The organism is uncultured Thalassospira sp. (assembly GCF_963976115.1).
Taxonomy (GTDB): Bacteria; Pseudomonadota; Alphaproteobacteria; order Rhodospirillales; family Thalassospiraceae; genus Thalassospira.
This window is the reverse complement of the sequence record NZ_CAXBJJ010000024.1, coordinates 15,974-29,591: the sequence shown is the minus strand read 5'-3', so window position 1 is coordinate 29,591 and position 13,618 is coordinate 15,974. Positions and strand designations below refer to the sequence as shown.

The following is a 13,618-nucleotide window of genomic DNA, read 5'->3' as shown; positions in this document are numbered from 1 at the left end:
CCTCGTTCCGTTACCCGTTGGTTGAACCATCAGTGTCGTCATCGTCAAGGCTGTCGTCAATGCCGGCGGCATCATCTGCTGTGGCATCGCTATCGGGCAATGCGCCACCTTCAATCGCATCAATCACAGCTTCACCTTCAACGCCATCTTCATCGTCCTCGACCGTTTCGCCAAGGTTGCTCAGGCGTTCAACGGCAACAACCTGTTCGTCTTCGGCCGTTCTAAACAGGGTAACACCCTGCGTTTTACGGCCTGCAATACGAATGTCGTGGGTTGGCATACGAATAACCTTGCCACCATTGGTGACCATCATCAACTCGTCGCCTTCCTCGATCACGAACGATGCCGCAACCAGACCATTGCGCTCGGACATGTCGATATTGGCAAAGCCCTGCCCGCCACGCCCGGTCACCCGGTATTCATAAGACGAGGTCCGCTTGCCATAGCCGTTTTCGGTCACCGACAGAATAAGCTGATCGCCCGAAAGCAATTCGTCATAACGTTCCTGGCTCAGCAATTCGAGCGGCAGGGCATCATCGGCACTGATTTCTTCACGACGCAGCTTGCTGGCAATCGACAGATATTCGCTGCGTTCTTCCATGCTGGCATGCGATCCCCACAGAACCGACATCGCAATAACATCGTCACCATCAGCCAGACGAATGCCACGTACACCAACCGAATTACGGCCCGTAAACACGCGCACGTCAGCCACCCGGAAACGAATGCATTTTCCCTGACGCGTGGTCAGGAAAATGTCGTCTTCATCCGTGCAGGTTTGAACGGCAATCAGGCTGTCGCCACGGTCTTCTTCAAGCTTCATGGCAATCTTGCCATTTGACTTCACATTAACAAAGTCAGCCAGGCTATTCCGCCGCACATTACCGGTCGAGGTGGCAAACATAATGTGCAAGTTTGGCCATTCTTCCTCGTCGGGCAATGGCAGCACGGTGGTGATATGTTCACCTTCCGACAAAGGCAGCAAATTGACCAGGGCCTTGCCGCGCGATTGCGGGGTCCCCAGCGGCAACCGCCAGACCTTCATTTTATAAACCATCCCCAACGAACTGAAAAACAGCACCGGGGTATGGGTGTTGGCAACAAACAGCTTGGAAACAAAGTCTTCTTCGCGGGTTGCCATGCCCGAACGGCCTTTGCCGCCACGACGCTGTGCGCGATAGGTCGACAGCGGCACACGCTGGATGTAACCGGTATGCGATACCGTTACCACCATGTCTTCGCGGGCGATCAGGTCTTCGATGTCGTGTTCAAATTCGCCTTCGACAATTTCTGAACGACGCGGATCGGCAAATTCGTTGCGCATTTCCGTCAGTTCGTCTTTCAAAATGGTCAGCTTGCGTTCGCGTGATCCCAGAATGTCGAGGAAGTCGATAATCTTTTCGCCAAGTTCGGTCAGTTCGGCAGCAATTTTGTCGCGTTCCAGACCGGTCAGGCGATGCAGGCGCAATTCAAGAATGGCGCGAGCCTGGGCTTCGGACAGACGATAATTGCCATCTTCCGCCCCAACCTGATGCGGATCTGCAATCAGTTCGATCAACGGAACAATATCGCCAGCCGGCCAGCTTTTCGCCATCAGTTGTTCGCGGGCAATCGTCGGGTCGGCTGCCGCACGGATCAGGCGAATAACTTCGTCAATATTGGCAACCGCAATCCCGAGTCCGACCACCAGATGGGCACGATCACGTGCCTTTTTCAGCAAATGGATGGTCCGGCGGGTGATAACTTCTTCGCGGAACTCGACAAATGCCTGAATGATTTCTTTCAGGTTCATCAATTCCGGCTTGCCCCGGTTGAGCGCCAGCATGTTAACGCCAAATGACGTCTGCAATGCGGTAAAACGGAACAACTGGTTCAGAACGACTTCGGCGACCGCATCCCGTTTAAGCTCGATCACCATACGCACACCGGAACGGTCCGACTCATCGCGAAGATCGGAAATCCCTTCAAGCTTTTTATCGCGCACCAGATCGGCAATTTTCTCCATCAATGTCGCCTTGTTCACCTGATAGGGAACTTCGGTGACAATAATGGCTTCACGGTTGGCGCGGATTTCCTCGAAATGGGTCCGGGCGCGCATCACAACCGATCCACGTCCGGTTTTAAAGGCCGAATGGATGCCAGAGCGGCCCAAAATAAGCCCACCGGTCGGAAAATCCGGGCCAAAAACAAATTCCATCAGCCCTTCGACGGTAATATCAGGGTTATCAATAACCGCCATGCAACCATCGATCACTTCGCCAAGGTTATGAGGCGGAATGTTGGTTGCCATGCCCACCGCAATACCACCGGCCCCGTTGACCAGCATATTGGGGTAACGCGCCGGCAACACCGACGGCTCCTTGGTGGTTTCGTCATAGTTGGCCTTGAAATCGATGGTATCCTTGTCGATATCATCGAGCAGGAAGTGGGCCGCCTTGGCCAGACGGGCTTCGGTATAGCGCATGGCGGCGGCTTTATCGCCATCCATGGAACCAAAGTTACCCTGGCCGTCAATCTGTTGCAGGCGCATGGAGAAATGCTGCGCCATGCGGACCATGGCATCGTAAATCGCACTATCGCCATGCGGGTGATATTTACCCATCACGTCCCCGACGACACGCGCCGATTTACGAAACGGTTTGTTCCAGTCAAAACCGTTTTCATGCATCGCATAAAGAATACGACGATGAACAGGCTTCAACCCGTCACGAACATCGGGCAGCGCGCGGCTTACGATTACGCTCATTGCGTAATCAAGATAACTGCGGCGCATTTCGCTTTCGATGGAAACCGGGAAAATATCGCGGTTGGCAGTGCTTGACACTTCGGAGGACAAAGGCCGTAACCTCTTAAACGCTTAATCAAAAAAGAATCAATGCAACCTCCCATGCATCTGCACAGCAAGCCATTGAGGGCGGAAAGTATCAGGTTTACCGCGCACAAACAACATATGACGCAGTCCCTTTTCAGGCAAATCACGACAGGCGGGGTTTTCAGTCTTTTTTTGACATGACCGGCGCAATTGGCCCGGCATTTTTTTGCCCGCCAAAGCGAATATTAGCCACCGCAATCCCCGCCAGAATGATCGCCATGGCCAACAGCGTGCTGGGGGCAGGAATTTCACCCAGCACAATCAAACTGACCAGAACACCGACAGCAGGGACCAGATAATTGTTGAAGGCAACAAACCCGGCCCCGGCACGCGCCACCATTAAAAGCAGCAGAAACATCGCAATACCGGTCGGCACCAGCCCGAGATAAATAATCGACAACGCCCCCGTTGCCGACCATGCCATGGTCCATGGTTGGTCCACCAGCAAGGCCACGGGCGCAATCGACACCGATGCAAAGGTTAAAATAACCGCCGCCGACCCGGCACGAGGCTGATCGCGCAGATTACGTGCAACAAGCCCTGACACCGCATAACAAACAGCCGCCACCAGCACAGCAAGCTGATAGGGCAAATCGCCGCCCAGCCCGCTGAGGGTTTCCGGGCCAACCAGTACAATAACCCCGCAGGTGCCCAGAATAATGCCAGCCACCTTGCCCATCGTCAGTTTTTCATCACGGGTCACAAAATGCCCCAGCACCACCGTAGTCAATGGCACGATTGACATCAAAATAGCAGCAAGACCGGCATTTATCCGGGTTTCCCCCATGCTGATCAGAAAAAATGGCACTGCATTGCCCAAAATGCCGCACAAAAACGCCGATACCCATGCCGACCGCCCTTTGGGAAGCCCACCTTTGCGTAACAGTACAAGCCCCCATAAAACCACAGCCCCCAGCGTTATGCGCCCGGCGGCAACAACCAGCGGCGAATAGGCATGAACACCCAGTTTGATAAAGGCAAACGAACTGCCCCACATCAGGGCCAGCAATATCAACAAAAAGTAATCTAGCAGTCCCGGACGTGTCATGTTTTCCGCCTATTATCGCCATAATCATTAGTACATATGGCTTCGCTCCCAACGTTATCCTGACAGGAACATTTTCAAAAAGTTTGCGTTAGCGATTATCTTGAGAAAGATCAATAAAATAGAAACATACATCGTGTTATACAACCAGCGGCGATAAAAACTGGCGGATGACAGGCCGTACAGTAACTGGCACCTGAAACAGGGCCAAATACAACCCTGCCATTAAATCAGGGACACAAACGCAATCACGCTATTGATAATGATTGTCAGTTGCGTTAAGCTGAAAACAGAGCGAAAAATAGAGCGAGCAAGAAGATGCGCTATATCGATCATGAACTGAGCATTGATGAAATGTTGGCAGATCCGATTGTACGGACCCTCATGGACTATGACGGTATCACCGAAAAAGACGTGCGAAAAACGCTGGCGCGTGTTGCCAGTGCACGCGATATGGGGGCCGCACGCTCGCACCCGCGTTATCATGCTTCGCTACCCCAAACCTGGGTCCGTCAGTCCATGCCCGTGGCAGCACCGAAAACAGCCGCATAAACCCAGCCCCGGGGCTTCACGCACCAGCCTGCACAAGGCTGGCCGCACCGTAAAGCGGCACAATGCCTGCTTGCAATGGCCTGTTTCGAAAATGCGCGGTCTGACACCACAAGCTATCGGTGTCAGGCAATGACAGGCAGTCTTTGGCTGCCCCGCATCAAACAGACTCGACAAGCAACCATACCGACCTATTCGAAACAGTAATCTGTTTAGACTGATCAGCCGCCGTCCCTATACAAAAAACTCCCATAAATTGTCACAACCTGTGCTTTAAACCGGCGATTTTAACGTCGAATCCCGGCTTGAGCGGCTTTATTAGAACCTTTTTAGCGTGCGCAGTGCGCCATCGTGACAAAAACTGGTGTCAACCGGCGATTTAGGTATACTTGTCGCTATGACAACAATAGGCAGCATTCAAACCATACCGGGTAGCGGCGGAAAGATTGGCGAAGTCATCGCCATGAACGGTCTTGCCAGCGCCGATAACCAGGGAGCCTCCGGCGGGGGATCGTCCCAGGGTGGTTTGTTGCCGCGCCGCATGGCCGCCGTATCACTGGTGCCCATTACCAGCCCCGCCAGCCCCCAACTGCCGCCCGCCAGTTCAGGTGTTTCCCAAAATGCCAGGTCACAGATTGGCGCAACAGATGCGGCGAACCAGACGATATCATTCCCCGCCCCGTCGGCCCCTGCGCGCCCGGCCCCAGCCATTTCCGCTGCAACCGTTACAGTGGTGCAGCAAGTAGACCCTCGCAGCCTGCCAGGTGGGGGCGGCAGTTCGGCAACGACTGCCCCGACAACCGACAGCACAGCAGATACCGACACAACCAAAACGAAAGCCCCCGACGGCGCACCGGAAACGTTAAGTGCCGGTGCCCAAGATCAGGTCCGACGCCTGCAAGACAGAGACGCAACAGTCCGCGCCGAAGAAAACAGCCACAAGGCCCTTGCCGGTGCCAATGCCGGCATGATCAGCTATCAATATACCGTGGGGCCGGATGGCCGCCTGTATGCCCAGGGCGGGCATGTGTCGATCCAACCGCTTCAGGGGCTAAGCGGCATTCAGGCCCTGGCCAATCAGGCTGCAATCGGCAGTGCGGCATCCGTCGGCACGTCTGCCGCCGATTTTTCGGCAGCGCAGAGTGCTTCTGGTGCCATCAGCCACATGGTGGCGCTGGATTCCACCATTGCCAGCAAGTCCTATCAAAAGGCGGCCATCACCAACACAGCCCCGCGCGAAACCAGCGTTAGCATCACATCGTAATCACACGACAATTTGCACATTCTGCGCCAAGACATTGGCTCAATTGTTGCCCATCAACAGGCACAATGCTTAAACCACAAAACCCCGCCATCACATTGACAGCGGGGTTTCATCATTATTGCGTTGGCTTTGTCAAATCGCCAGCTGGTTAGACGCAACAGCGACGCATGGCCTGACGAGCCCGCCCGCCATTTGAGGGGCTCGTTGACCGGTTTTGGTCAACTGTTAATCTGCATAATGCCAGTGAACCCGATATCCGGGGTCAAACACGGTTACCAAACCCTCTGCGGTATTGATTTTATCGGCAAAGCTCGCGGGGTCTTCGCGTTTTTCAAGGGTGATGGTCGCCTCGTTCACCGGCAAACCATAAAAAGCCGGGCCATTCAACGAGGCAAAAGCTTCAAGCTTATCGAGCGCATTTTCTTCTTCAAACACGTGGGCTAACAACTGCACCGTATTATTGGCGGTGAAAATACCGGCACAGCCACAGGGGCTTTCCTTGCGAGCATCGGTATGCGGGGCAGAATCGGTACCAAGGAAGAAACGTGCATCCCCCGATGTGGCCGCAGCCCGCAGGGCCAGGCGGTGTTTTTCACGCTTGGCCACCGGCAGACAATAATAATGCGGGTGAATGCCCCCGACCAGAATCGCATTGCGATTGATGATCAAATGATGCGTGGTGATGGTTGCCGCAAAATTGGTGTCGTTCGACGTTACAAAATCAACACCGTCCTGGGTGGTGATGTGCTCCATAATAATGCGCAGTTCCGGCAGGCGCTTGCGCAACGGAGCCAAAATGCGATCAATGAACACCGCTTCGCGGTCGAAAATATCAATATCGGCATCGGTAACTTCGCCGTGCACACATAGCGGAATGCCCAGCTTTGCCATGCGTTCGAGCACCGGCATTGCTTTTTCAAAATCCCGCACCCCACTGGCGGAATTGGTGGTCGCCCCTGCCGGATACAGCTTTAACGCGCTGATAACACCGTCACGGTATGCCGCCTCGACATCGTCAGGGTCGGTTCCTTCGGTTAGATATAATGTCATTAGCGGGGTAAAATCATGCCCGGCAGGCACTGCTTTGACAATCCGGTTGCGGTAGGCAATGGCATCATCGCGGGTCAATACCGGCGGCACCAGGTTTGGCATGATAATGGCGCGCCCGAAATGCGCACTGGTTTCCGGCAAGACAGCGCGCAACATGTCCCCATCGCGCAAATGCAGGTGCCAGTCATCAGGGCGACGAAGGGTAATGCGGCGGGGTGACATGGGAAACCTCCAAAAACATGCAATCAAACGCGCACGCGGCAACCAAGCCTGAGCGTGCAGGTGGTGAGTACCAGATTAGCCTTTTTTTGGGAATTGCAAACATCGGCTTGCACGGCATTTTAAAAGCCGCATGGACCTTAAGACGAAAAAGGCCAGGCTGTTAGCCTGACCTTTTCACAATGGGGCGAATGATGGGGATCGAACCCACGACCTCCAGAGCCACAATCTGGCGCTCTAACCGACTGAGCTACACCCGCCATCGTGTGGCGCGGTTTTTATCGCCGAGGGCCGGGTACGTCAAGCGGAGATTTCGACTTTTTTTCATCCACCCTCAAAATGGGTGTCTCAAACCGCCATTCACCACGATTTTTGGCGCGTAAAACGGCATCACACGACCTGTGATTTAAGGGGTTACGATTTTTTCCCTCACATATTTCACTTGCATCAGGGCAGAATGGGAACAATTAAGTCAACGCTATATTATGAATCCGGTGTGTGGCAGCTACAACACAAACGCCGGACAAGATAAGGAAACGGAGAATCCGATGAAGTGGGGCGTGATCAGCACAGCCAATATTGGTACGGCAAAAGTTATTCCGGCCATGCAGCAAAGCGACAAGCTGGAAATTCTGGCCATCGCCGGTCGTGATTTGGAAAAAACCCGTGAAGCCGCCGAAAACCTGCGCATTCCGCGCGCCTATGGCTCCTACGAGGAATTACTGGCCGATCCCTCGATCGAGGCGATCTATAATCCCCTGCCCAACCATTTGCATGTTGAATGGACGATCAAGGCGCTGGAAGCCGGAAAACATGTGCTGTGCGAAAAACCGATTGGCATGGATACCGAAGATGCCCAGCGCCTGATCGAAGCCCGCAACAAAAGCGGCAAACAGGTTCTTTTTATGGTGCGCCATCACCCGCAATGGCAACATACGCAGGAACTGGTCAAAAGCGGCCAGATCGGCGACCTGACAACGGTTCAAAGCATTTTCACCTATCACAACACCGACCCGGCCAATGTGCGCAACAAAAAGGATATTGGCGGCGGCGGTCTGCTTGATATTGGCTGTTACTGCATTATCGGCCCGCGCTATATTACCGGGCGCGAACCGGTACGTGTGGTCTCCCTGATGGATAAAGACCCCAAATTCGGTACTGACCGGCTGGTTTCCGGCATGCTGGACTTTGGCAGCGGTATTCAGGCCAGTTTTGTGTGCGGCACACAATCGGCCGCTGTACAGCGCGTACATATTCTGGGCACGGAAGGGCGCATTGAAATTGTGATGCCCTATAACCCGATGCCCGAAAACCCGGCGGTTATTCGGGTTGGCACCCAAAAGCAGCCCGGATTTGACGAAGCCCGCGAAATCACCTTCCCGGTGTGCAACCACTATACGCTGCAAGGCGAAACCGCGACCGCCATTTTCAACGGCGATATGGCAGTCGATTATCCGATCGAGGATGCCATCGCCAATATGAAAATTCTCGATGGCCTGGCGCGTTCGGCCCGCACCGGCAGTTGGGAAATGGTTAATCAGAAATAACAGCCAGGTCTCATAATATCGGCACATACTATAAAGAGGACATCACCCAAAACGATGTCCTCTTTATTTATGCAATACAAAAGCGACTGATACCCACACTCAGGCGACAAAAATCTTCTTCATCCGCGAAATCGCCTCTGCCATCATTTCTTCGCGCTTGCAAAAACAGAAACGAACAAAATGGCGCACATCACCCTGCTGGTAAAAAGCCGACACCGGGATTGCCACCACCCCGACCTTTTCAATCAGATACTGGCAAAATTCTTCATCATCGCCTTCAAATCCCAACGGGCGGAAATCACAGGTAATAAAATAGGTTCCCTGCGAATCCAGCACGTCAAATCCCACCTCGCGCAATCCCTTCATCAGGTAATCGCGCTTATGCTCCATTTCCGCAGTGAAGTTGGTAAAATAGCTGTCATGCTGGTTAAGACCATAGGCCACGCCATGTTGCAAATTGGGGGCCGTGGTAAAAACCAGAAACTGATGGGCTTTTGAAATCGGCTCCAGCAATTTGGGACATGCCGTAATATACCCCACTTTCCAGCCCGTCAGCGAAAAGGTCTTGCCTGCCGAGCCAATGCGCACACACCGGTCCCGCATCCCGGGAAAAGTCATCAGCGGGCGGTGTTTGCGCCCGTCAAACACCAGATGCTCGTATACCTCGTCACACAGGGCATAGGCATCATGTTTGATCACCAATTCTGATAAAAACTGCAATTCATCGTCGTTAAATACCTTTGAACAGGGGTTCATCGGTGAATTGATCAAGACCAGTTTGGTTTTATCAGAAAAGGCCGCCGCCAGTTCGTCTCGCGGCAGTTGCCAATGCGGCGGTGTAACACGCACCAGCTTGGGAATACCGCCCGCCAGTTTCACTATCGGCAAATAGCTATCATACAACGGCTCGATCAAAACCACTTCGTCCCCCGGCGCCACCAGCCCCAAAATAGCATTTGCCAGGGCCTCGGTCGCCCCGGCGGTGACCATCACCTCGGTCTGAGCATCCACATCAAGGCCGTAAAAACGCTGGTTATGGCGTGCCACGGCTTCGCGCAGCTCGGGAATACCCATCATCGAGGGATACTGGTTTGACAAATTCATCGTCGCATCTGCGGCGGCCTGGCGAATATCGGCCGGACCATCGGTGTCGGGCGCACCCTGCCCCAGATTGATGGCGTTATGTTTGCGCGCAAGGCCGCTCATCACTTCAAAAATCGTAATGCCGCCCGATGCGAACAGGGGATTGCCAATAAAATCCGACATCGTGAACCGTCCTTTTGCTTGTCTTTATCCGTAGGGGTCACCGTGCTGCGGCGCGCCTGTCACAGGCCAGCGCGGCGAACACGATCATTTAAGATGATATGTTTCTGCCATGCCAACAGGCCAATGACCAGTGCTGCGCATCCCCCACCGCAATAAAATAACGTCCGCGCGTATAAATAGAATCGAATAAGCCAAAACCGCTCTCAAAAAAATGTATTGTTTGCGTTGCGGTATATTTTGTCGGCACCCTTTTTCACAATTTTTCCAAAACCATAACCCAATATAGCCAAATTGCATAAATTTTATACAAATTGCCTAATTAACGATCAGCCGCCCGGAAAATTTCCATGGTAACGAACGGGTTTTTCTAGGTTTTCATCATAAGACTCCCTAGAATATCGACACTCGGCGGCAGGAGCTTAAAACTGGCACGCGCCGTGCTAACCATATTGACCGAGTTCATCGCAACTCTCGCACAAAGCAGAGGGCGCTTAATGAAAAAGATTGAAGCCATCATCAAGCCATTCAAGCTTGACGAGGTTAAAGAGGCCCTTCAGGAGATCGGCCTCAAAGGGATTACCGTTACCGAGGCCAAGGGCTTTGGTCGGCAAAAAGGTCACACGGAACTGTACCGTGGTGCTGAATATGTGGTCGACTTCCTGCCAAAGGTGAAGCTGGAGATCGTGGTCGAAGATACGCTGGTAGAGCGGGCAATCGAGGCGATCCAGCAGGCTGCACATACGGGCCGGATCGGTGACGGTAAAATTTTCGTTTCCTCGCTTGAGGACGCGATCCGTATCCGTACGGGCGAACGGGGCAATGACGCGATCTGATCGGTCATTTCATCCCTGCTTGCTGTACGGTCGCTATATTATTGAGTTTTAAAGGGTTGCATCATGTCTGACGCTGCTTCAGTACTTAATTTGATCAAAGAAAAAGGCATCCAGTTTGTGGATCTGCGTTTTACCGATTCCAAAGGTAAATGGCAGCACACCGCACAGGACATCTGCACGATCGACGAAGACGTTTTCGTTGACGGCATCATGTTCGACGGTTCGTCCATCGCTGGCTGGAAAGAAATCAACGAATCTGACATGGTTCTGATGCCCGATCCGTCGACCGCCGTTGTTGACCCGTTCACCGCACAGCCGACCCTGATCATCGTTTGCGACGTTATCGAACCGGCCACCGGCCAGGGTTACGAACGTTGCCCGCGCTCGACCGCAAAACGCGCCCTGGCCTACATGAAGTCTGCTGGCATTGGTGACACCGCATTCTTCGGCGCCGAACCTGAATTCTTCATGTTCGACGACGTTCGCTGGACCACCGCTGGCGAAGGCATGGGCTATCAGCTTGACTCTGAAGAAGGTCCGTATAACACCGGCACCGAATTCGAGGGCGGCAACCGTGGCCACCGCCCGGGTCCGAAGGGCGGTTACTTCCCGGTACAGCCAGTTGACTCAGCCAACGACATCCGCGCTGAAATGGTCAACTACATCAACGAAATGGGCGTGCGTTGCGAAAAGCACCACCATGAAGTTGCGCCGTCACAGCACGAACTGGGTATCGGTTTTGGCACCCTGATCGATCATGCTGACGCGATCCAGATCTACAAATATTGCATCCACATGGTTGCACATCAGTATGGCAAAACCGCAACCTTCATGCCGAAACCGGTTTGGGGCGATAACGGTTCGGGCATGCATGTCCACCAGTCGATCTGGAATGAAGGCAAGCCTTTGTTTGCTGGTAACGGCTATGCCGACCTGTCGGACCTGGCCCTTTATTACATCGGCGGCATCATCAAACATGCCAAGGCGCTGAACGCTTTCACCAACCCGACCACCAACAGCTACAAGCGTCTGGTTCCGGGTTTTGAAGCACCGGTTCTGTTGGCATATTCTGCCCGTAACCGTTCGGCTTCCTGCCGTATTCCCTATACCGCGTCACCGAAGGGCAAACGCGTTGAAATCCGCTTCCCCGATGCGCTTGCCAACCCGTATCTGGCATTCTCGGCCATGCTGATGGCTGGCCTTGACGGCATCGAAAACAAGATTCATCCGGGCGAAGCCATGGACAAGAACCTCTATGATCTTCCGCCGGAAGAACTCAAAGAAGTTCCGACCGTTTGCGCATCCCTGCGTGAAGCCCTTGAAAGCCTTGATAAGGACCGCGAGTTCCTGAAAAAAGGCGACGTGATGACCGACGATTTGATCGAAGCGTATATCAAGTTGAAAATGGAAGAAGTCATCCGTTTTGAACAGTCTCCGCACCCGGTCGAATTTGACATGTATTACAGCGGCTGATTGATCTTTCAATCATCCTGCGAATTGGAAACGCCCGGCAAAAGTGCCGGGCGTTTTTTTGTCTGTTGCAATAACGCTGACAAAGACCACATCCGGCGCAGCACCTTATCTTTTGCGCCTTCAATTTTGTGACATCCGGCTGTTCGCCCATTTATAGAACATGCCCTCTCCGATCTTGCATCGACAGCACGACACATTTTGACGGTCATCCTGCCAATCTCCCGGCCCTGACATGCTCGTGTGTTTGCTGTTGATAAGTATATGCAACCTCTAACGCCAGGCAGAAAGTCGTTACAATCGCTCATAGCAATGCTACGCTAAGTCCCGGGTTCAAAGCGACAAAGGTTTCAGGTCATTGTTAAATCGACGGACATTTCTTTTAGGTGGCAGCTTGGCGGCTGTTGCCGGAGCCGGGGCCGTTTATACCGGGTTTAGAAATATGGGATCGATGGAAGATTACAACGCATCCGTTGCAGAAACCCGCGCCTTACTAAGCGAAGCCCCCGGGATTCGCGACCTGATCCGATATGCGACACTTGCCGCAAACAGCCACAACACACAACCGTGGACCTTTAAGGTCACCCAACACGGTATCGACATCATCCCGGACATGACACGCAGCCTGACCGCCGTTGATCCAGATAATCATCATCTTTTTGCTAGTCTGGGCTGTGCTGCGGAAAATCTGGCAATTGCAACTGCCATGCGTGGAAAACCCGGTATGCTGAGCTTCAATCCCTCGAATGGGGGTGGGCTCTCGCTTACTTTTGGTAATCCGTCTGCCGGGGAACCTGATCTTTTTGATGCCATCACAAAGCGTCAATCAACACGCGGCATTTTTGATGGAAAACCCGTCAGCGCCAGGGATCTGACCCTGTTGACCCAAGCAGCAACAGTGCCGGGCGTTGACCTGGTATTGATCACGGAACGCGTCAAGATGAGCCGGGTTCGCGACCTCGTAATTGCGGGTAACAGCACGCAAATGGCAGACCCGTCATTTCTGCGCGAGCTCAAGGCCTGGCTTCGCTTTAATCCCCGCGAGGCAATCAACAAGGGAGACGGTTTGTTCACCGCAACAACCGGCAATCCTGTTCTTCCGACCTGGCTTGGCTCCAGAATGCTCGATTTTGTATTCAAGGCAGATGCCGAAAATGACAAATATGCCCGCCAAATCGACTCATCTGCTGGCATTGCGGTCTTTGTTGCCGCGAAGAACACCCCTGAACATTGGTGTCTTGCCGGTCGCGCGTGCCAGCGGTTTGCGTTGCAGGCGACAGCACTGGGCATGAAACACGCCTTTATCAATCAACCTGTCGAGGTTGCCCGCCTAAAACCTGAACTTGCTACACTTGTCAACATGCCCGGCCGACGGCCCGACATCGTCATGCGCTTTGGCTATGGGGCAGCATTTCCGTTCTCGGCCCGGCGTGCCGTGGACATGGTACTGACGTGATGGCGACCTGTCTTTGGGCAAAGAATGTATACAGGTAACACGGCATA

General features: G+C 53.5%; 10 protein-coding genes and 1 tRNA gene. 6 read left to right on the top strand and 5 right to left on the bottom strand.

Translation table 11 applies throughout. From position 1 onward, the window contains the following. Nucleotides 1-10: 10 nt before the first annotated feature. Together gyrA and AAC086_RS21800 are read right to left on the bottom strand one after the other, a co-directional pair. Entirely contained in the window at nucleotides 11-2,836 is a 2,826-nt protein-coding gene (gene gyrA / locus AAC086_RS21805; protein ID WP_339781984.1) for a DNA gyrase subunit A, read from the bottom strand. A gap of 157 nt (nucleotides 2,837-2,993) precedes the next feature. Then, nucleotides 2,994-3,920, bottom strand: coding sequence for a DMT family transporter (locus AAC086_RS21800; RefSeq protein ID WP_339781982.1), 927 nt, complete (start codon nucleotides 3,918-3,920; stop codon nucleotides 2,994-2,996). Nucleotides 3,921-4,235: 315 nt separating this feature from the next. On the opposite strand from AAC086_RS21800, the gene AAC086_RS21795 reads away from it, so the two are divergent. Continuing rightward, a complete protein-coding gene (locus AAC086_RS21795; RefSeq protein ID WP_339781980.1) occupies nucleotides 4,236-4,469 on the top strand; it encodes a hypothetical protein in 234 nt (77 codons plus the stop codon). A 394-nt stretch (nucleotides 4,470-4,863) separates the two neighbouring features. Next, on the top strand, nucleotides 4,864-5,730 hold the full coding sequence (locus tag AAC086_RS21790) for a putative metalloprotease CJM1_0395 family protein (RefSeq protein ID WP_339781978.1): 867 nt from the start codon (nucleotides 4,864-4,866) through the stop codon (nucleotides 5,728-5,730). Between the two features lie 225 nt (nucleotides 5,731-5,955). Here AAC086_RS21790 and pyrC read toward each other — a convergent pair whose 3' ends face one another. Next, the gene (gene pyrC / locus AAC086_RS21785; protein ID WP_339781976.1) at nucleotides 5,956-7,002 is read right to left on the bottom strand and encodes a dihydroorotase; all 1,047 of its coding nucleotides are present in this window, start codon (nucleotides 7,000-7,002) and stop codon (nucleotides 5,956-5,958) included. Nucleotides 7,003-7,182: 180 nt separating this feature from the next. Further along, nucleotides 7,183-7,259 (bottom strand) — tRNA-His (locus AAC086_RS21780). Nucleotides 7,260-7,547: 288 nt separating this feature from the next. Here AAC086_RS21780 and AAC086_RS21775 point away from each other — a divergent pair. Continuing rightward, nucleotides 7,548-8,546: a Gfo/Idh/MocA family oxidoreductase gene (locus tag AAC086_RS21775; protein WP_339781974.1), complete on the top strand. Its 999-nt coding sequence runs from the start codon at nucleotides 7,548-7,550 to the stop codon at nucleotides 8,544-8,546. A 99-nt stretch (nucleotides 8,547-8,645) separates the two neighbouring features. Here the strand turns inward: AAC086_RS21775 and AAC086_RS21770 are convergent, their stop codons facing one another. Beyond that, nucleotides 8,646-9,812, bottom strand: coding sequence for an aminotransferase (locus AAC086_RS21770; RefSeq protein WP_339781972.1), 1,167 nt, complete (start codon nucleotides 9,810-9,812; stop codon nucleotides 8,646-8,648). A gap of 494 nt (nucleotides 9,813-10,306) precedes the next feature. Here AAC086_RS21770 and AAC086_RS21765 point away from each other — a divergent pair, with 494 nt between their 5' ends. The 3 genes from AAC086_RS21765 to AAC086_RS21755 all read left to right on the top strand — a co-directional run bounded on the left by AAC086_RS21765 (nucleotide 10,307) and on the right by AAC086_RS21755 (nucleotide 13,571). Next, the gene (locus tag AAC086_RS21765; RefSeq protein WP_007091888.1) at nucleotides 10,307-10,645 is read left to right on the top strand and encodes a P-II family nitrogen regulator; all 339 of its coding nucleotides are present in this window, start codon (nucleotides 10,307-10,309) and stop codon (nucleotides 10,643-10,645) included. A gap of 63 nt (nucleotides 10,646-10,708) precedes the next feature. Further along, nucleotides 10,709-12,118, top strand: a complete 1,410-nt coding sequence (glnA, locus tag AAC086_RS21760) for a type I glutamate--ammonia ligase (RefSeq protein ID WP_339781970.1) — start codon at nucleotides 10,709-10,711, stop codon at nucleotides 12,116-12,118. Nucleotides 12,119-12,509: 391 nt separating this feature from the next. After that, nucleotides 12,510-13,571: a Tat pathway signal protein gene (locus tag AAC086_RS21755; protein WP_339781968.1), complete on the top strand. Its 1,062-nt coding sequence runs from the start codon at nucleotides 12,510-12,512 to the stop codon at nucleotides 13,569-13,571. The last annotated feature ends 47 nt before the right edge of the window (nucleotides 13,572-13,618 follow it).